The sequence below is a fragment of the Haloarcula sp. MBLA0163 genome (assembly GCF_055632435.1).
Map to the genome: position 1 here is coordinate 2070841 of NZ_CM145745.1, position 19240 is coordinate 2090080.

Genomic DNA, 19240 nt, shown 5'->3' on the forward strand with positions numbered 1-19240 from the left:
AGCTACGACGGTCGCCGGCTTAACGCTCGCGGTCAGTCCTGCGGTGCGGGCCCCGGCGACTCCTCGCCCACGGCCAGCGTCTCCTCGACCTGCCAGTATGTCAGTCCGAGCGCGAACAGCGCCATCGCCGCGCCGACGGTGAAGGGAGTGCTGAAGCCGCCGAGGTTGAACAGCACGCCGGACGCGAGGGGGCCGACGGCGACGCCGAGGCCGAAGGCCATCGTCAGCACCGACAGCGTCGTCCCCGACCCGCGCGCCCCCGCGAGGTCGCCGGCCAGCGCCAGCGACGGCGCGAACACGAGGGCGACGGCGATACCCTGTACGAACCGCGCGCCGAGCATCAGCCACGGGTCGGTGACGATGCCCTGCGCGTAGACCGCCGGGACGAGGACGACGAACCCGGCGACGACGAACGGCCGGCGGCCGAACCGGTCGCTCGCCCGGCCGATGGGTACCTGCAGGAGGACGTTCGCGATGACGACGGCGGCGAACTGGACGCTGAACATGAACGTCGACTCGTCGAGTCGCATCCGGATCGGGCCCTCCAGCGTCGCGAACAGGGCGATGGTCGTCGCCATCATGAACGTGCCGACGCCGAGGACGAACACCGAGTCCAGTCCGTCGCCGTCGGGGTCGAACACGGCGAGCGAGAGGTCCTTGCTGGCGGCGTCCTCGGCGACGGGCGGGTCCTCGATGAGGAGGGCGACCAGCGCGAAACTGACGACGGCCCCGAGGACGGCGACGGCGAACGCGGCGGTGAACCCCGAGAACGCGACGCCGCCGAGGATGTAGGAGACGACGCCCTCCGCGCCGAGGCCGCCGGTGATGACGACGCCCGCGACGATGGGGCCGAACCCGAAGCCGACGAGGCGGAAGGTGTTGAACACGCCGAAGTTCCCACCCCGCTCGCTGTCGCTCTCGGCGTAGTCGTTGACGAGCGCGATGGTGGCGGGGATGGTGAAGGCCGCGCCGATGCCCTGGAACGCCCGGGCCGCCAGCACCGTCCAGTACGAGGTGAGGAATGGGTAGGCGGCGCTCCCGACGGCGAAGAGGACCAGCCCCGTGAGGACGAACGCGCGACGGCGGCCAGTCCTGTCCGAGAACCGTCCGGTGAGCGGTTGGCCGAAGGAGTTCAGCAGACCGAACAGCGAGAGCACCAGCCCGATGAGCGTCTCCTGACGGAGGACGAAGCCGAACAGTTCGGTCCCGACGATGCCCGCCAGCGTCACCTGCCCGCTGGCGATGTAGAGCGGGAGGACGATGATGAGAAAGGAGTTGCCCAGCGCGTCGGCCATCCGGGCGAACGCCAGCGTCAGGATGCGGGAGTCGGTACCGAGAACCATCAACGGGCACGAGGGTCGGACGCCACCTGAGCGTTGCGTTCTCCCGTCGCTGTTGTGCTTGCACATACGCCCTCGCACGCGCTGTCCGAGCGGCGAACTGTTCCTGTAAGGCACACTTACGGCCACCAGAGATTCAAAGGCCCAGTCGATACCGGCCGGTATGGATTCGGACGACCAACTGAGCAACAGAGTGGTGATGGCCGTAGCGGAGGCGGAGGGCGTCGACCCGACGGACCTCTCGGAGACGCTCTATCCCACCATCGACGGCGACGCGCTCGACGCGCTGTTCTGCGAAGGCTCCGGCAGCGTCACCTTCGAGTACAGCGGTTACGAGGTGACCGCCGACAGCGCGGGCGACGTCTCGGTCGTGCCGCTCGAGCGAGCGTGAACCCGGCCCGCCGGCGAGTGCCCCCTACGCGTCCTCGGCCAGTTCGGCCGCGAGGCCCGTGTACCCCGCCGGCGTCAGCGCGTCGAGTTCCGCCCGCACCGACTCGCTCACGTCGAGGTCGGCGAACATCTCGCGGAAGTCCTCGATGGACACGTCGCGGCCCCGCGTGGCCTTCTTGACCTGTTCGTAGGCGTCGTCGTGGCCCTCGCGGCGGAGGATGGTCTGGACGGCCTCGCCGATTATCTCGGGGGTGGCGTCGAGGTCGTCGCGCATCACCTGCTCGTTGGGGACGACCTTCGCCAGCCCGTTCTGGCACTTGCCGTAGCCGACCAGACAGTGGGCGAACGCCGCACCCATGTTGCGCTTGACCGTCGAGTCCGAGAGGTCGCGCTGCAGGCGGGAGTTCGTGACGTAGTCCCCGAGGAAGACGAGGTCTGAGTTGGCCTTCGAGAGGTTCCCCTCGCTGTTCTCGAAGTCGATGGGGTTGACCTTGTGGGGCATCGTCGAGGACCCCGTCTCGCCCTCGACGGCCTCCTGTCCGAGGTAGCGGTCCGAGACGTACAGCCACATGTCGAGGTCCATGTCCAGCAGGACGTTGTTCGCGCCGCGCAGAGCGTCGAACAGGGCCTCGAGGTCGTCACACGGGTTGACCTGCGTGGTCAGCGGCTCGTGCTCCAGCCCGAGCGAGGCGACGAACGACTCGGCGAACGCCGGCCAGTCGACGTCCGGGTAGGCCGCGTGGTGGGCGGCGTAGGTGCCCGAGGCCCCGGCGAGTTTCCCGGTGAGGTCGTCGGCGGCGCGTTCGACCCGCGCGATGGCCCGGCCGAGACGGGAGGCGTAGACGGCCATCTCCTTGCCGAACGTCGTCGGCGTCGCCGGTTGGCCGTGCGTGCGGGCCAGCATCGGCACGTCGCCGTACTCGTGGGCCATCTCGACGAGCGCGTCCCGAATCTCGCGCAGTTCCGGCACCAGGACCTCCTCGGCGGCCGGTTGTACGAGCAGCCGGTGCGCGAGGTTGTTGACGTCCTCGCTGGTGAGGCCGAAGTGAATCCAGTTGTCGGCGTCCAGCCCCTCGGGCATCCCCAGCCGGACGAAGTACTCGATGGCCTTCACGTCGTGGTTGGTCGCGGCGTACTCGCCGTACCCCTCCGTCTCCAGTCGCTTGACCACGTCGGCGTCCTCGTCGTCGAACTCCTCGTAGAGTGCGCGCAGGGTCGCCCGCTGGTCGGCGTCGACCTCCAGCGGCGTCGCGTCGAGGTCGGCGAGCGCCAGCAGGTACTCCACTTCGACTTCGACGCGAGCGCGCATCAGCGCCCGCTCGCTGGCGTACGGGACGAGCGGTTCGGTGTAGCGGGCGTACCGCCCGTCGAGCGGCGACACGGCGGATAGTGGCCCTCTCTCGGTCATGCTCGACCCTCCGAGGGAGGCCCGAAAAAGCGTGTCGCTCTGGCCCTACGCGGCGGTCGCGCGCTCGTAGTGGTCGTGGTACCGCCGGAGCTTCCGGTACAGCAGGTAGCCGACGGCGGCGTCGAAGGCGACCACGAAGCCGACGAAGACGACCGTGTTCCACGGCACCAGCCGCGGGAGGTACGTCACGGAGGTGTTGTAGACGGCGTGGATGAGCGCCGCGACGACGATGCCCTTGACGACGATGGGGCCGGCGTCGTCGGGGTTGAACTTCGCCAGTCCGAGGTAGTAGCCCGCGAACGACGAGTACAGCACGTGGCCCGGACCGACGAAGGCGCGACTGGTGGCGGTCTGGAGCGCCGCCGCGATGGGTTCGGCGCTCTCGCTGGCCGCCCGCGTGTAACCCTGTGAGATGTACAGCGCGTTCTCGATGGTCGCGAAGCCGAGGCCGGCGACGGCGCCGTACACCACCCCGTCGACGACGGCGTCGATGGTGCCGTAGCCGCCGACGCGGATCGCGAGCCACTTCACCGTCTCCTCGATGGGGCCGACGACGACGAAGAAGAACAGCGCCATCCCGACGACGGGAATCCAGGTGAACAGCGGCTGGAGCAGGGTGTTGACCAGCGCGGCGATGCTGGCGAACAGGATGGCGAGGACGAACGTGATGGCGAGCGGTTCGAGCGGTTCGCGCATCGTCGGGTCGCCGTACCAGAGGTAGCCGACGATGGCCAGCGCGGGGACGACCGACAGCGCCCCCAGCACACCGAGCTCCGGCTGTCGAATCGCCAGCAGGACCGTCCCGGCCAGCTGGGCGACGAACAGGACGAGGCCGAGGGCGATGAGGAGCCAGCGCCGCGAGGCGTGCAGTACACCGTAGAGTCTGACCGAGAAGTCGTCGAGCGCCGAGCGCGGCTCCCACTCGGCGATGTCGTAGAGGTCTGTCGACCCGGAGAGCGCCGACGCGACCGGGTCACTGTCTTGGTCGGGCACGTGCGCCAAGTCACGAGGAAGCCACCTCAGGCTTTCGACGCGGCGACTGCCCGCCGCTCCGGTCGCGACCCCGTCGCTCCACGGCCACGCTGGTCGTCGCCGGACTGCGTCGGGACCGCCCGGGCGTCCGGACCCCCGCTATCGCAGCCAGCCGTAGTCGGCGTTCGCGTCCCCGAACCGACCGTCCGGCGGCTCGTACCGGTAGAGGTCCTGTCCGAGCGCGACCCACGCCAGTCCGTACGGGAGCGCCGTCCACGCCGAGATCTCGAACCCGAGGAACGCGACGGTCCCGACCGCCAGCAGGACGCCGAGCCACGGCGGCTGGATGCGTGTCCTGACGAGGCCGGCGCTGGTCAGTAGCGACCCGCCCACGAGCGCGAGGACGCCCAGCCCGACGACGACCTCGCCGGCCCCGGTGAGAATCCGGAGCAGCTGGCCGACCGCGAAGACGACGCCGCCGGCCGCGCCCAGCCACGCCCCGCCGGTGCCCGGTCGCTTCATGCGTGCGCCGTGGAAGCTCTCGACGGCGTAGTGGCCGGCGACGACGCCGAGCGACGAGAGGACGACGAGCGCCAGGACCCCGTCGCTCTCGCGTCCGGTGACCCCCAGAGCCACGGCCCAGACGACCCACAGGAGTCCGCCGAGCGCCGTGACGGCCCCAGCTCGCTGACACCGAAGCTTCGACATACCCGCGACTGGACGGGCCGGCTACAAAGGGACATCGACACGCGGTGACTCGTGTGACAGTCTCGCTCGTGGTCGACGTGTACACACACGCAACGTTCGTTTCGCAACTACTTTGCACGGCCCCACCACCCACTCAGGTATGAAACTCGCCGGTATGGCCAGTAACCGTGGCCGGAACCTCATGAACATCGCCGACCGCGCCCCGGGCGGGGCGGAGTTCGCCGTCGTGCTGACCAACGACGCCGACGCGCCCGTGCTGGAGGCCGCCGCCGAACGCGGCATCCCGACGGAAGTCGTCGAGCGCAGCGAGGGGGAGGCCCGCGAGGCCCACGAAGAGCGGGTCCTCGACGCGCTCTCGGAGTACGACTTCGACCTCGTGACGCTGGACGGCTACATGCGGATCCTCAGCGAGACGTTCCTGGAGAACACGCCGACGACGCTGAACGTCCACCCCTCGCTGCTGCCGAACTTCGCCGGGGACGACGCACACCGCCAGGTGCTGGAGTCGGGCGTGAAGGTCTCGGGCTGTACGGTCCACGTCGTCGACGAGACGGTCGACGGCGGCCCCATCGTCACGCAGGAGCCCATCCCGGTCTTCGAGGACGACGACGAGTCCGCCCTGAAAGAGCGCGTCCTCTACGAGGGCGAGTTCACGGCCTATCCCCGCGTCGTCAAGTGGTTCGCCGAGGACCGCGTCGACGTCGACTGGGAGAGCGGGACGGTCGCCGTCGAGGGCGACGAGGGCGGGGCCTTCCCCGCGCGCCGGCTGGTCTCCGACGACCGGGCGGCCGACCTTCGCTACGGGGAGAACCCCCACCAGGACGCCGCGTTGTACGCCGACACGACCGTCTCCGAGGCCAGCGTCGTCCACGCCGACCAGTTGAACGAGGGCGCGAAGGCGCTGTCGTACAACAACTACAACGACGCCGACGGCGCGCTGAACCTCATCAAGGAGTTCGAGGAGCCCGCCGCCGCCGTCATCAAACACACCAACCCCGCCGGCTGTGCGACGGCCGACGAACTCGCCGACGCCTACGAGAAGGCGCTCTCGACGGACCCGCAGAGCGCCTTCGGCGGCATCGTGGCCCTCAACCGCGAGTGTGACGCCGCCACGGCCGAGCAGATAATCGACTCGTTCAAGGAGATCGTCGTCGCGCCGGGGTACACCGACGCCGCGCTGGACGTCCTCTGCCAGAAGGAGAACCTCCGCGTGCTGGACGTCGACGGCGGTTTCGAGGTCACCGACGCGCTGACCGAGAAGCCACTCGTCGGCGGCCGACTGGTGCAGGAGCGAGACACCCAGCACCTCACGGCCGACGACCTCGAGGTCGTCACCGAGCGGGAGCCGACAGACGAGCAGATAGAGTCGATGCTGTTCGCGTGGCACACGCTGAAACACGTCAAGTCCAACGGCATCCTGTTCGCGAAGGGCACCGAAACGGTCGGTATCGGCATGGGACAGGTGTCCCGCGTCGACGCCGTCCGGCTCGCGGCGATGAAGGCCGAGGAGCACGCCGAGGGGAAGGACGCCCACGGCGCGGTCATGGCCTCGGACGCCTTCTTCCCGTTCCCGGACGGCATCGAGTACGCCGCCGAGGCCGGCATCGAGGCGGTCATCCAGCCCGGCGGGTCGAAGAACGACGAGAGCGTCGTCGCGGCCGCCGACGAACACGACATGGCGATGGTCATGACCGGGCAGCGCTCCTTCCGGCACGACTGAGCGACGGGGACCGCCGGCGCCCGAGTCGGTCCAAAAAGGGCTTCAAGACCGACGGTGAATCGGCTGACGATGTCGAGCGACTCAGACAGAGAGACCGCCGTTCGCGATGCCGTCGACGTCTCACAGAGTGGCGCGCCGGCGGGTGGGCACACCATCCGGGACCGCTTCTCGGCCGACGAGATATTCCAACGCATCGTCGTCGCGGCGGACGAGGAGATCTCGTCCAGCACGCGCGAACTGGTGTTCAGTGGGTTGGCGGCCGGGTTCGCCATCACCGTCACCTTCCTGCTGTACGCGTCGCTGTACGCCTCGACCGACGGCGACCCCATACTGAGTGCGCTCCTGTACCCGCTCGGGTTCGTCTTCATCATCCTCGGCGACTACCAACTGTACACGGAGAACACGCTCCCACCCGTGGCGCTGACGCTGGAGCGCCTCGCGAGTCTGCCGGCGCTGATGCGCATCTGGGGGGTCGTCCTCCTCGCCAACCTCGCGGGCGGTCTGCTCGGCGCGCTCGCGCTGGCCTCGACCGGCGTGCTCTCGCCGGCGGCGGCCACCGCGGCCGAGGGGTTCGCACACAAGGCCATCGAGACGCCGTGGTGGACGCTGTTCGCGAAGGCGGTGTTCGCCGGCCTCATCGTCGCCGGCGTCGTCTGGGTCGACTACTCGCTCCGTGACAGCGTCTCGCGGCTGGTGCTCGTCTACGTCTCGTTCCTCGCCATCCCGTTCGGGAACCTCTACCACGTCGTCGTCTCCGCCACGGAGATGCTGTACCTCGTCTTCGTCGGCGAACTCGCCCTCGCCGTCGGCGTCACGCAGTTCGTCGTCCCCGTGTTGCTGGGCAACTCCATCGGCGGTGTGGTGCTGGTCACCGTCGTCAACTACTTCCAGACCACCGAGCGCCGCCTGGAGACGGCCCGGGAGAGTGGGCAGAAGCGTCAGCTGACGTTTCGGGAGTGGGTGCTGGGCCCCTTCTCCGAGTCAGGTCGCTCCTACGTCCCGGTCAACGGGCACGGCGGGGACCGATGACCAAAGCCATTTGACTCGACTGTGACTAGGTGCGTGTGTGAACTGGGTCGCCGAGAACCGCCACTGGCTGTTGTTCGCCGGCGTCGTCCTGACGACGCTGGGGACCGTCGGCGTCGCCATCGTGGGTCTCGTCGCGACGCTGTCGACGCTCGTGACCGGGGGCCCGATTCTGGGTGTCGTCGCCGCGTGGGTCCTCGGAACGCTGGTCCTCGCCGGTCTCGACGTGCTCTGTCTCGCCGCGCTGGTGTCCGAACTCGCCAGCCGTGCGTCCCTGCCCGAGAGCCAGCGCGCGGCCGACGTCTTCCACCGGGTCGAGGCTGCCGTGCCGCCGCTCGCCTCGCTGGGGCTGGGGGACAGGTTCGAACCGTCCGTCGAAGCCCGCCGGGCCGCGCTCACCGAGCGGTACGTCGACGGCGACCTCTCGGAGGCCGAACTGGAAGCGGAGCTGCAGGCGCTGCTGGACGAGGCCGAAGCGGACCCAATCGGTCACGACGAGATACCGCGAGCGGACGCCGTGCAGGCGGCCGAGCGGCGTGACCTCGACGACGACCGAGAGGTCGAGACGGAGACGTAGCGGCGCGGTCACGGCCGGCGGGCGGCCCCGACGGTGGGCACGCGGATTTAAACCGTGTCCGGCCGTCGGTCCCGGTATGGGCGACTACACGATTCTCCGAGTCGACGTGGACGCCGGCGTCGCCGCGCGGGTACTGGAGGCCGTTCCCGGCGTCGCCGTCGCCGAGGCCGAGGCGTCGACGGTGGCCGACGAGGCGGTCCCAGAGACCGCACCCGCAGACGGCCGGGCCGCCACGGCGGAGACAAGGTGCGGCCCCGGCACCGACACGGGAGGCGAGGAGGCGGAGCCGTCGACACTCCGAGAGTGGGGGCTGCTGGGCGTCGGCGTCTCGCTGGTCCTCCTCGGGATAGCGACGGTCGGCATCTGGTGGTACCGCCGCCGCGACGGTGGCGACGACGAGACGCCCCCGACCGGAGAGACGCCACCCCCCTCGACGAGCGTCGGCCGGCCGACTGCGGGACCGACCGACGAGGGGGCGACCGCCGCCGGGTCGAGTCCGGCGGCTGCGGGGGCCGACGCGGCCGACGAGACACCGGCCCCGGACGACTCCGAGACGGCACCCGACGACTCTGTCGCGAGTACCGTCCTCGACGAGGACGCGACGTCCGAACAACCCGGCCCGAGGGGGCGGACCGAGGACCGGTCGGACGTCGAGTGGGCGCCCAGAGATACCCCGGTCAGCGAGACGGCGGCCGACAGTGGCGACGCCGAGACGGCCGACGAACCGGCCCAGCGGCCCGGTGGGGCCGGTGAGGTCGACGTCGCGCCGTTGCTCGGGGTGGCGTTCCTCGCGGTGAGCGGGGCCGTCGTCCGGTGGGTACAGGGACGCGAACGCGAGAGCCAGTAGCGTCCGTCCGGCGACGCTGCGGCGGCGTCGCGTCGAGCGGGCCTGTGGCGCGGTTTCTCGTCGTCCGACAGGCTAAAGCGCGCGGCTCCGATACTCCGGACATGGAGTTCCACGAGGCCGCGAACTTCCTCTTCGAGTTGCGCCGGTTCCCCTCTGGGGCCGGTACCGACGCCACGCGGGACCTGTTGTCCGCCGTCGACGACCCACACGAGGGTCTCCGCTGTGTCCAGATAGCCGGCTCAAACGGGAAGGGGTCGACCGCCCGGATGGTCGAGCGGTCCCTCCGGGAGGCCGGACTGGACGTCGGCCTCTACACCTCGCCACACCTCGACGACGTCCGCGAGCGCATCCGGGTCAACGGCCGGAAGGTCCCCGAGACCGAACTCGTCGAGTTCGTCGAGACGGTCGCACCGCACGTCACCGAGCGGGGCGCCGACGGCGAGTCGCCCACGTTCTTCGAGACGCTGACCGCCTTCGCGCTCTGGGAGTTCGACCGACAGGACGTCGACGTCGCGGTGCTGGAGGTCGGCATCGGCGGCCGCTACGACGCCACGAGCGTCGTCGACCCCGTCGCCAGCGCGGTGACGTCCGTGACGCTCGAACACACGGACGTCCTCGGGGACACCGTCGCGGAGATAGCCACCGACAAGGCCCACGTCGCGCCGGACGGCGCGCCGCTCGTGACCGGGACGACCGGCGACGCCCTCGACGCGGTCCGCGAACAGGCCGGCGACGTGGTGACCGTGGGGGGCGCCGACGCCGACGTGACCGTCACCTACGGCGGCCGGGACGGCCTCGAGGGCGCGGTCACCGTCGACGGCCCCGACTGGCACGTCGACACCCACCTCCCGCTACTGGGCGAACATCAGGCCCAGAACGCCGGTATCGCGGCGACGCTCGTCCGGCAGGTCGCCGACGTGACGCGGGCGGACCTCGAACGCGGCCTGCGGAACGCCCACTGGCCGGGCCGCTTCGAGGTGATGGGCGAGGCCCCGCTGGTCGTCCTCGACGGCGCGCACAACCCCGGCGGCCTCGAGCGGACCGTCGAGACGCTCGCCTCGTTCGACTACGACGACCTGCACGTCGTCGTCGGCGCGATGGTCGACAAGGACCACGCCGGCGCCGCCGAGGCGCTGTCGGTGGCCGACCACGCTATCGCCTGTGAACCGGACGTCGACCGGGCCGAGAGCCCGGCGGTCGTCGCCGAGGCATTCCGGGCCGCCACCGACGCCGACGTCGAGACGCGCCACGACGTGGCCGGCGCCCTCGGGCTGGCACTGGACGCCGCAGACGACGGGGACGCCGTCCTCGTCACCGGGTCGCTGTACGCGGTCCGGGAGGCCCGCACGCGCTGGTCGCGGACGATGGTCCCCAAGCGCGTCGATTCCGTCGAGGAGTCCCGAGAGACCATCGAGGCCGCCCACGTCACCGACGCCGGCGCGTGGCGGATGCGCGGGAAGGGGGTCCACCGCGTCCTCCGGACCCGCGTGCAACCCCGACAGGCCCAGTACCTCAAGGAGGAACTGCTGTCGCTGGGCGGCGAGTGTGCCGTCTCCGGCCTGAACGACCAGGACGAGGAGCGCGTCGACGTCGTGACGATGGCGACGATGGCCCAGTACCGCCGGCTCGCGGACAAGCTCGACGGCCAGCCGTACGGCCTCTCGACGTTCGCCGACGAACTGCGCGCGGCGCTGGACATCCAGCAACCCGACGACTCGGGCGGCTACCCGTGGGACGACGGCACCGCCGTCATGGGCATCCTCAACATCACGCCGGACTCGTTCCACGACGGCGGGGAGTACAACGCCGTCGAGGACGCCGTGGCCCGCGCCGAGCAGATGGTCGCGGACGGCGCGGACATACTCGACGTCGGCGGCGAATCGACCCGCCCGGGCGCCGACCCCGTCCCGGTCGAGGAGGAGATAGACCGCGTCGTCCCCGTCGTCGAGGCGCTCGCGGACGTCGACGTCGCCATCTCCGTCGACACGCGGAAGGCGGCCGTCGCGCGGGCGGCGCTGGACGCGGGGGCGGACATCCTCAACGACGTCTCGGGGCTCGAGGACCCGGAGATGCGACTGGTCGCCGCCGAGTACGACGTGCCCGTGGTCGTGATGCACTCCATCGAGACGCCCGTCGACCCGGACAGCGACATCCACTACGACGACGTGGTCGAGGACTGCATCGACCAGTTGACCGAGCGGGTCCTGCTGGCCGAGAAGGCGGGGCTGGACCGCGAGCAGATTCTCGTCGACCCCGGCATCGGATTCGGGAAGTCCGCCGCCGAGAGCTTCGAACTGCTCGACCGCCTCCCGGAGTTCCGGGCGCTTGGCTGTCCCGTCCTCGTGGGCCACTCGCACAAGTCGCTGTTCGGCCTCGTCGGCGAAGACCCGGGCGACTGTCTGGAGGCGACCGTCGCGGGGACGACGCTGGCGGCCGAACGCGGTGCCGACGTCGTACGGGTCCACGACGTGGCCGAGAACGCCGCCGCGGTGAACGTCGCCGAGGCGACCCGCGACCCGGAGCGGTTCGACGCTAACTGAACCCGACCACGAGGTCGCAGTTCTCGCAGTGCCAGAGCGTCACAGTCTCGTCGCTCACGACGGTCACGGACCCGCTGTCGTCGATGGTCAGTCGGTGGACGCGGCGGCCGGCCCCGAGGTCGTCAGCGTCCTCGACCTGCGCGCCGCAGTCGGGGCAGGTCATGGCGGCGGCCATACCACCGGTACGTGCCGTAGTGTCATAGGCGCATCTGCAATTCATTGAAGCGCCGCGGCCGGCGGCGGGCTATACAGGTAGCCATGGGTCGATACGCCGGCAGAAGACACTTGACGCCCGGCGCTGGAGTCGGGCTATGGACCAGCGAGCCGTCGTTCGGTCGGGGTACGACGAGATGGGGGCGACCTACACCGCCGAACGGGAGGACCATGGCCCCGACCGGGAGCTCGTGGCGTCGCTCGCGTCGAGACTCGCGGACGGGAGCCGGGTGCTAGACGCCGGGTGTGGTAGCGGAACGCCGGGGAGCGACGTCCTCGCGGCGACCCACGACGTGGTCGGCCTTGACATCTCGCGGGGGCAGTTGCTCGCCGCCGCCGAACGATACTCGTTCACGAGACTCGCACAGGGCGACCTCGCCGCCCTTCCCTTCGCAGCGTCGACGTTCGATGCCGTCGTCTCCTTCCACGCCGTCATCCACGTCCCGCGAGAGGAACACGGGGCCGTCTTCGAGGAGTTCGAGCGCGTCCTCCGTCCGGACGGGGAGCTGCTCGTTGCCGTCGGGGCCGGCGCGTGGGCTGGCGAGAACGACGACTGGTTGGGCTCCGGCGAGCGGATGGCCTGGAGTTTCCACGGTGCCGACCGAAACCGCGAACTGCTAGAGAACGCAGGCTTCGACGTGAGCAGCGTCGAAGAGGTCCCCACCGAATTAGGCGACCGGTGGGCGGTCGTGCGGGCGCACACTTAGTCCTCGGCGACGGGCGGGTCGACGGCCTCGGCCTCCGTCTCGTTGACCCGGATACCCTTCGAGGCGAGGTGGCGCATCTGGCGGCGGACGAAGTCCTCCTCGGTCGTGCCGCGGGTCGCGAGGACGACCATGCGCGCGTCGCCGGCGGGCCGCATCGTCCGCCCGGCGCGCTGTGCGCCCTGTCGCCGGGACCCGCCGAGGCCGGAGGCGACGATAGCGAGCTCGGCGTCCGGCAGGTCGATGCCCTCGTCGCCGACCCGGGAGACGACCAGCGTGTCGCGCTCGCTCCGGCGGAACTCGTCGAACAGCTTCTCGCGCCGGGCGTGGGGCGTCTCCCCGCTGATGAAGGGGGCGTCGATGGCCTCGCTGATGGCCTCGCCCTGCTCCAGGTACTCGACGAACACCAGCGCCTTCGCGGCGGGGTGTTCGGCGAGCGTGTAGCGTATCTCGTCGACCTTGCCGGTGTTGTTCGCCGCCGCCTGCCGCCGGTCGTGGCCCGACGTGGCGGCGTACTCAGAGCGCTCGCCGTCCTCGCCCCACGGGACGAGGCGTATCTCGACCTCGGGTTCGGCGACGTACCCCTCGTCGAACAGCTTCCCCCAGTCGGTGCCGATGGGCGGGCCGACGAGCGTGAATATCTCCTCCTCGTCGTCGCTCTCGCGGGTGGGCGTCGCCGTCAGCCCGAGGCGGTGTTTGGTCTGGAGGTCGGCGCTCCGGCGGTGGATGGGACTGGGGACGTGGTGGACCTCGTCGTAGACGATGAGGCCCCACTTGCGCTGGTCGAACAGCTTCCGGTGGCGGTCCATCCCGGCCGTGCGGTAGGTGGCGATGGTGACCGGCCGTATCTCCTTCGTCCCGCCGTGGTACTCGCCGACGTCGGCGTCGGAGAGCGAGGTGTGGCGGACCAGTTCGTCGTGCCACTGGGTCGCGAGTTCCCGCGACGGGACGAGGATGAGCGTCTCGCCGCCGATGGCGGCCATCGTCCCCATCGCCGCCACCGTCTTGCCGGACCCCGGCGGCCCGACGAACACGCCCGACCCCTGCTCGGTGAACCGCTCGACCCAGTCGGCCTGGTAGTCCCGCAGGCGGAGCAGGAGGTCCATCTCCAGGGCGTCGCCCTCCTCCAGTTCGCGGTCGTCTCGGACGGGGTAACCGGCCTCGTACAGCGTGCGCTTGACCTCGGCGGTGGCGTCCTCGTTGACCCACGCCTCCGAGTCCGAGATGGGTGCCCGCAGCGTCTCCTCGTCGAGTTTCTGCCGGGCGACGTTGCCCATCAGGTCGTCGCTCTCCGCCTCTAAGACGACGTACCCGTCCTCGTGGGTGTAGAGGCGGAACTTCCGGGCGCGCTCCCACTGGCTCGTCACCCACTCCTCGAGGTGGAGCGAGCGCTCGCCGAGGACGTCCCGCATCGTCGCGAGCAAGCCGTCCAGGGACTCGTGGGGGGCCGCCCAGACGTCCGCCTCGCGTATCTCGTAGACGTAGCCGCCCGAGCGGTTGGAGTCCTGCAGGCGGGCGAACTGCGAGAGCTGGGCCCGCGTGAACTGGTCGGGGTGCTCGACGACGACCTCCCGGCGGTCCGGGAAGAGGACGACCCGTTCGCGGTCGGTCACCTCGGCGACGTCGGTGGGGTACCAGACGGACTCGACCTCGGTCACGTCCTGTCGCTGGATGTCACCGTCGGCCGCGAGCGCCGCCAGCGCCTCGCGGGCCTCGTCGGGGGTCAGGTCGGTCTTCCGCGAGAGCTCCGTCGCTGTCAGGTGTGGCCGGCCGACGGCGTCGATGGCGTCGTACACTGCGTCGAGTTCTATCCCCGGGTCGCCGCTGGCCGCCGTCTCGTCGGCTGACTCCTCTGCTGTCACTACTCCGTGTGAGGGGCCAGAGGGCCAAACGGGTTTCGTCTGGTCGGGCGGGCCGACTCAGAAGAGCCCGTGGTCGTCGACGAGTCGCTCGTACAGCGCCTCGTACTCCGCTCGCACGGCGTCGTGGTCGAACTCGGAGAGCGACTCGTCGACGGTCCGGCGCTCCACGTCCGCGGACTCGACTATCCTGTCGGCGATCTCCTGTGGGGTGGTCACGCGGAAGGCCCGGTCGCGCTGTTCGACGAGTTCGTGTGCGCTAGAGCCCGCCTGGTACTCCACGATGCCGATGCAGCCGGCCGCGAGCGCCCACAGGAGGTCCGTCGCGAAGTACTCCCGGAACGCCGTCTGGACGAACACGTGCGCGCCCTTGTAGATTGAGACGCGCCGTTCGACGTCGCACGACCCGACGAACTCCACCCGGTCGTCGATGCGGAGGTCGGCGGCCTCCTGCTCGTAGGTCGCACGCTCGGGGCCGTCGCCGACGATGGTCGCCGACCAGTCCTTCTGTCGGAGCTCCGCCAGCGCGAGGAACAGCGACTCCACGTTGGCGCTCTCGTCCAGCGGGTGGGCGTACACCACGTCGACCGCCTCGGCCGGGTCCGCCTCGCGGACGAGGTCCATGTCGATGCTCTCGGGGACGATGGTGGTCCGGTCGTCCGGCGCACCGGCCTCCCAGAGCGACGTCTGGACGAGCTCCGAGGGCGTGACGAACTGGTCCGGCGCGCGGAGCGACCAGTCGGTCCGGCGGGCCTCTGGCAGGGCCTCGTCGCCGTACCACTCGGTGACGAGCGGGGCGCGTGAGAGCGTCCCGCCGAGTGCGGCCGCGAGCAGGACCGACGGCGGCGAGGGCACCGCGTGAATCACGTCGGGGCGGTAGTTCGCGAGCAGCGCTGGCAGGCGCGTACAGAACGAGGGGACGGTCGGCGAGACGGTGACGGCGCGGTACGTGACCCCGTCGGGCGCGAACCGCTTGTCCATCCCGCCCCACCACTGCGAGCAGAACACCGACACCTCGTGCCCGGCCTCGGCCAGATTGCGGGCGACGCGTTCGATGCGGCGACGCCCCTCGGTGTCCCGGTAGTGACTCGTCTCCATGGCGACGACCGCGACACGCATATACAACCTCTCACCGGGGGTTCTCAAAAAGCCACCCGTTCGCCAGCAAGGGTTTTGGGCGCGCCACCCCTCCGGAGAGGCGTGTACGACTACGACCTCGAACGCTATCTCAACGTCCGCAGCGCCTACGGGGCCTCGGTCTCGCCGGACGGGACGCTGGCCTTCCTGATGGACACGACCGGCGTCGGGCAGGTCTGGACGCTGGACGACCCCGGCGGCTGGCCCGAGCAGCGGACCTTCTACGACGAACCGGTGAGCTTCGTCGACTACTCGCCGACCCGCGAGGAGCTCGTCTTCGGGATGGACGAGGGCGGCAACGAGCGCGCCCAGCTGTACCGGCTCGACGACGGCCGCGTCACCGAACTGACCGGGATGCCCGAGGCCAAACACCGCTGGGGTGGCTGGCGCCCCGACGGCGAGGCGTTCGCCTTCGCCTCGAACCGGCGCGACGAGGCCGTCTTCGACGTGTACGTACAGGAGCGCGACGCCACCGGCGACGACGCCGACCTGGTCTACGAGGGCGACGGCTGGTTCACGGTCGACGGGTGGTCGCCGGACGGCCGGCACCTCGCCATCAGCGAGGCCCACTCCAGTTTCGACCAGGACGTGTACGTCCTCGACGTGGCGACGGGCGAGCGGACCCACCTGACGCCACACGAGGGGAGCGTCAGATACACGAGCGTCTCGTGGGGGCCGGAGGGCGACGCGCTGTACCTGGTCACCGACGAGGGCCGGGACACGCTGGCGCTGGCGCGGCTCTCGCTCGACGGCGACCTCGAGGTCGTCCGCGCCGACGAGGAGTGGAACATCGACGGCGTCGCCGTCGACCAGGACAGCGGCCGACTGGCCTACTCCCGGAACGTCGAGGGGTACAACGAACTCACGGTCGGCGAGTTCGACGGGCCGACCGACGTCGCCGAGTTCCCGCCCCCGGACCTGCCAGGCGGCCTCGCCGGCGGCGTTGCGTGGGGGCCCGACGCCGAGCGGTTCGCCGTCAGCGTCACCGGCCGCACCGTCAACACGAACGTCTTCGTCGTCGACGCCGAGCGCGGGGAGAGCGAGCGCTGGACGGCCGCGTCGACGGCGGGCATCCCGCGGGAGACGTTCGTCGAACCCGAGGTGGTCCGCTTCGAGTCCTTCGACGGCCGGGAGATTCCCGCGCTGTTCTCGCTGCCGCCGGCGGCCGAGAACGACGGCTCGACCCCCGTCGTCGTCGACATCCACGGCGGTCCGGAGAGCCAGCGCCGCCCCTCCTTCGCCGGCCTCACCCAGTACTTCCTCTCGCGTGGTTACGCCGTCCTCGAGCCGAACGTCCGCGGGTCGACGGGCTACGGGAAGGCCTACACCCACCTGGACGACGTGGAGAAGCGGATGGACTCGGTGAAGGACATCCGTGCGGGTGTGGACTGGCTTCACGACCACCCGGCGGTCGACCCGGACCGTATCGTCGCCATGGGCGGGTCCTACGGCGGGTTCATGGTGCTGGCATCGCTGACGGAGTATCCCGACCTGTGGGCCGCGGGCGTCGACGTCGTCGGCATCGCCAACTTCGTCACGTTCCTCGAGAACACGGGCGACTGGCGGCGCGAACTGCGCGAGGCCGAGTACGGTTCCCTCGACGAGGACCGCGAGTTCCTCGAGTCCGTCTCGCCCATCAACAAGGTGGCGCGCATCACCGCACCGCTGTTCGTCCTCCACGGGGCGAACGACCCGCGCGTGCCCGTCGGCGAGGCCGAGCAGATAGCCGAGGAGGTGGCCGCCCACGGCGTTCCCGTCGAGAAGCTCATCTTCGACGACGAGGGCCACGGCATCAGCAAGCGGGAGAACCGCATCGAGGCGTACACCCGCGTCGTCGAGTTCCTCGACGAGCACGTCTGAGCGACGGGCGCATATAAACCGGCCTCGAGAGCGCCGTCGGCGACCACCGGACGGCAGCGGGGCGGTGTCGGCGATACCACTGCCGTCTGTCGGTCCCGCCGAGTATCCGCGCTGAGAACGATTGATTGGGTTTATACACGGTCCGCCCCAGCCACGGTGCATGGACGTATCCGACCGCTCTCGGGCCCGCGTCGAGGAGCGACTGACGCGACTCGACGAGGAGTTCGGATCGCCCTCGGTCACCCAGACGACGTTCGAGGTGGGCGAAGAGAGCTACCAGCGAGCGGTCGAGCAGTCGCGCGACGGCCAACTCGACGTCCACGCTATCGTCCGCGACGAGGACGGGGCGGTGCTCCTCCGGGAGGGCGACGGGGAGTGGCTCCTCCCGCGGGGCCAGACGAACCCGGGCGAGAACGTCGAAGCGGCGGCCGAACGCATCGTCCGCGACGCCGCCGGCGTCGACTGCACCGTCACGGACGCCGTGCGCGCGAACATCTCCGGCGTGCGGAACGCCGACGACGAGGACGACGAGACGGTGTACCGGCTCAGCGTCGTCTTCACCGCGGAACTGACAGAGGACGACCAGTCGGCCGACGAGGCGGTCCGCTGGGACGCGAACCCCGACGCGGTCGGCGAACTCGTCTAGACGACGCCGGTGACCGTCGCGGCCTCGACGGCGGCTTCTTCGCTCATCCCGTCGCCCAGGATCGTGTAGCGGTCGCGAATCTCGTGGGCCGTCGTCAGCGCCTCGATGACCGTCTCGCGGTCGATGCCGAGGTCGTCGGCCGTCGTCGGGGCGCCGAGCCCCCCCAGCGCGTCGCGGACGTCGCGCCAGCGGCCGTTCGGGCCGCTGTGGAGGTACTCGGTCATGATGGCGCCGACGCCGACCTGGTGGCCGTGGAGCGCGGCGCCGGGTGCGATGCGGTCGAGCTGGTGCGAGAAGAGGTGTTCGGCGCCGCTGGCGGGCCGGGACGACCCCGCGATGGACATGGCGACCCCGGAGGAGACGAGCGCCTTCACGACGATCCACGAGGACTCCTCCAGCCCCTTCTTGATGGAGTCGGCGTTGTCGACGAGCATCTCGGCGGTCATCTGTGAGAGCGCGCCGGCGTACTCCGAGTACGGGACGTTCTTGAGGCGGTGGGCGAGCTCCCAGTCGCGCACCGCCGTGTAGTTCGAGATGATGTCGGCACACCCGGCCGTCGTCAGGCGCCACGGGGCTTCGGCGAGGATCTCGGTGTCGGCGACCACCGCGAGCGGCGGTTCGGCCGCGACGCTGTGGCGGGTGTCCCCCTCCGGGACCGACCCGCGGCCGGAGACGATGCCGTCGTGGCTGGCCGCGGTCGGGACGGAGACGAACCCGAGACCGAGGTCGTCGGCCGCCATCTTCGTGATGTCGATGGCCTTCCCGCCGCCGACGCCGATGGCGAACCCCGCGTCGACCTCCTCGGCGTGAGCGATGACGCGCTGGACGGCGTCGAAGCTCGCCTCCTCGATGACGATCTCCGCCGGGTCGTACCCCGCCACCGCGAACTGGTCGACGACCTGCTCGCCGGCGACGGCGTGCGGTGTCGGACTGGAGACGACCAGCGGTCGGCCCGAGAGGTGGAGTTCCTCCACGGCGTCGAGCGTCTGGCCGAGCACCCCGTGCCCGATGACGACGTTCCGCGGGAGGCGTATCCACGTGGATTTGTCGAACATACCCGCAACTCTGCGCCGTGACGGAAAATGGTTTGTTCTCCGCGGACCGCCGTGCGCGCCGACACCCCCGAGACCGCCCTCGGAGCCGAGACTGGGTCGAGTGCGTCGGGGGCGGTGGGTGGTGCTCTGCCGCGAAAGCAGCGCGCGTGAGCGGACGCTCCTCAGACTGGCGTAATCCCCGATTACTCCGGCACTCTGACCACGGTCGCGCTCGCCCACCAGTCCGGTCGGCTGTCCG

At 70.3% G+C, this 19240-nt stretch carries 17 protein-coding genes; 9 read left to right on the forward strand and 8 right to left on the reverse strand.

Annotated features, from left to right (window positions below):
• Positions 1 to 32 precede the first annotated feature (32 nt).
• Positions 33 to 1343, reverse strand: a complete 1311-nt coding sequence (locus tag ACV7GQ_RS11080) for an MFS transporter (RefSeq protein WP_470310301.1) — start codon at positions 1341 to 1343, stop codon at positions 33 to 35.
• Between the two features lie 160 nt (positions 1344 to 1503).
• On the opposite strand from ACV7GQ_RS11080, the gene ACV7GQ_RS11085 reads away from it, so the two are divergent.
• On the forward strand, positions 1504 to 1731 hold the full coding sequence (locus ACV7GQ_RS11085; RefSeq protein ID WP_470310302.1) for a HalOD1 output domain-containing protein: 228 nt from the start codon (positions 1504 to 1506) through the stop codon (positions 1729 to 1731).
• A gap of 24 nt (positions 1732 to 1755) precedes the next feature.
• Here the strand turns inward: ACV7GQ_RS11085 and purB are convergent, their stop codons facing one another.
• The 3 genes from purB to ACV7GQ_RS11100 form a co-directional block, all read right to left on the reverse strand.
• Positions 1756 to 3138, reverse strand: a complete 1383-nt coding sequence (gene purB / locus ACV7GQ_RS11090; RefSeq protein ID WP_470310303.1) for an adenylosuccinate lyase — start codon at positions 3136 to 3138, stop codon at positions 1756 to 1758.
• Positions 3139 to 3183: 45 nt separating this feature from the next.
• On the reverse strand, positions 3184 to 4131 hold the full coding sequence (locus ACV7GQ_RS11095) for a PrsW family intramembrane metalloprotease (protein WP_470310304.1): 948 nt from the start codon (positions 4129 to 4131) through the stop codon (positions 3184 to 3186).
• A 138-nt stretch (positions 4132 to 4269) separates the two neighbouring features.
• Positions 4270 to 4818 (reverse strand): hypothetical protein, encoded by a 549-nt coding sequence (locus ACV7GQ_RS11100; RefSeq protein WP_470310305.1) that lies wholly within the window; start codon positions 4816 to 4818, stop codon positions 4270 to 4272.
• A gap of 139 nt (positions 4819 to 4957) precedes the next feature.
• On the opposite strand from ACV7GQ_RS11100, the gene purH reads away from it, so the two are divergent.
• The 5 genes from purH to folP all read left to right on the forward strand — a co-directional run bounded on the left by purH (position 4958) and on the right by folP (position 11528).
• Complete coding sequence (gene purH, locus ACV7GQ_RS11105; protein ID WP_470310306.1) at positions 4958 to 6538, forward strand: bifunctional phosphoribosylaminoimidazolecarboxamide formyltransferase/IMP cyclohydrolase; 1581 nt, start codon at positions 4958 to 4960, stop codon at positions 6536 to 6538.
• A 69-nt stretch (positions 6539 to 6607) separates the two neighbouring features.
• The gene (locus ACV7GQ_RS11110) at positions 6608 to 7567 is read left to right on the forward strand and encodes a formate/nitrite transporter family protein (RefSeq protein WP_470310307.1); all 960 of its coding nucleotides are present in this window, start codon (positions 6608 to 6610) and stop codon (positions 7565 to 7567) included.
• 37 nt (positions 7568 to 7604) lie between these two features.
• On the forward strand, positions 7605 to 8141 hold the full coding sequence (locus tag ACV7GQ_RS11115; RefSeq protein ID WP_470310308.1) for a hypothetical protein: 537 nt from the start codon (positions 7605 to 7607) through the stop codon (positions 8139 to 8141).
• 76 nt (positions 8142 to 8217) lie between these two features.
• Positions 8218 to 8988, forward strand: coding sequence for a hypothetical protein (locus ACV7GQ_RS11120; RefSeq protein WP_470310309.1), 771 nt, complete (start codon positions 8218 to 8220; stop codon positions 8986 to 8988).
• Between the two features lie 101 nt (positions 8989 to 9089).
• Positions 9090 to 11528 carry a dihydropteroate synthase gene (folP, locus tag ACV7GQ_RS11125; protein ID WP_470310310.1) on the forward strand — a complete coding sequence of 813 codons (2439 nt, stop codon included), beginning with the start codon at positions 9090 to 9092 and terminating at the stop codon, positions 11526 to 11528.
• On the opposite strand, the gene ACV7GQ_RS11130 is transcribed toward folP, so the two are convergent.
• The gene (locus ACV7GQ_RS11130; RefSeq protein ID WP_470310311.1) at positions 11521 to 11703 is read right to left on the reverse strand and encodes a hypothetical protein; all 183 of its coding nucleotides are present in this window, start codon (positions 11701 to 11703) and stop codon (positions 11521 to 11523) included. The genes folP and ACV7GQ_RS11130 overlap by 8 nt on opposite strands.
• A 136-nt stretch (positions 11704 to 11839) precedes the next feature.
• On the opposite strand from ACV7GQ_RS11130, the gene ACV7GQ_RS11135 reads away from it, so the two are divergent.
• Positions 11840 to 12448: a class I SAM-dependent methyltransferase gene (locus ACV7GQ_RS11135; RefSeq protein ID WP_470310312.1), complete on the forward strand. Its 609-nt coding sequence runs from the start codon at positions 11840 to 11842 to the stop codon at positions 12446 to 12448.
• On the opposite strand, the gene ACV7GQ_RS11140 is transcribed toward ACV7GQ_RS11135, so the two are convergent.
• Complete coding sequence (locus ACV7GQ_RS11140) at positions 12445 to 14307, reverse strand: DEAD/DEAH box helicase (protein WP_470310313.1); 1863 nt, start codon at positions 14305 to 14307, stop codon at positions 12445 to 12447. The genes ACV7GQ_RS11135 and ACV7GQ_RS11140 overlap by 4 nt on opposite strands.
• A gap of 57 nt (positions 14308 to 14364) precedes the next feature.
• A complete protein-coding gene (locus ACV7GQ_RS11145) occupies positions 14365 to 15423 on the reverse strand; it encodes a glycosyltransferase (RefSeq protein WP_470310314.1) in 1059 nt (352 codons plus the stop codon).
• Positions 15424 to 15504: 81 nt separating this feature from the next.
• On the opposite strand from ACV7GQ_RS11145, the gene ACV7GQ_RS11150 reads away from it, so the two are divergent.
• Complete coding sequence (locus ACV7GQ_RS11150; protein WP_470310315.1) at positions 15505 to 17301, forward strand: S9 family peptidase; 1797 nt, start codon at positions 15505 to 15507, stop codon at positions 17299 to 17301.
• Positions 17302 to 17461: 160 nt separating this feature from the next.
• Positions 17462 to 17947: an NUDIX hydrolase gene (locus ACV7GQ_RS11155; protein WP_470310316.1), complete on the forward strand. Its 486-nt coding sequence runs from the start codon at positions 17462 to 17464 to the stop codon at positions 17945 to 17947.
• Here ACV7GQ_RS11155 and ACV7GQ_RS11160 read toward each other — a convergent pair.
• Positions 17944 to 19002, reverse strand: coding sequence for an NAD(P)-dependent glycerol-1-phosphate dehydrogenase (locus tag ACV7GQ_RS11160; RefSeq protein WP_470310317.1), 1059 nt, complete (start codon positions 19000 to 19002; stop codon positions 17944 to 17946). The genes ACV7GQ_RS11155 and ACV7GQ_RS11160 overlap by 4 nt on opposite strands.
• Between the last annotated feature and the right edge of the window lie 238 nt (positions 19003 to 19240).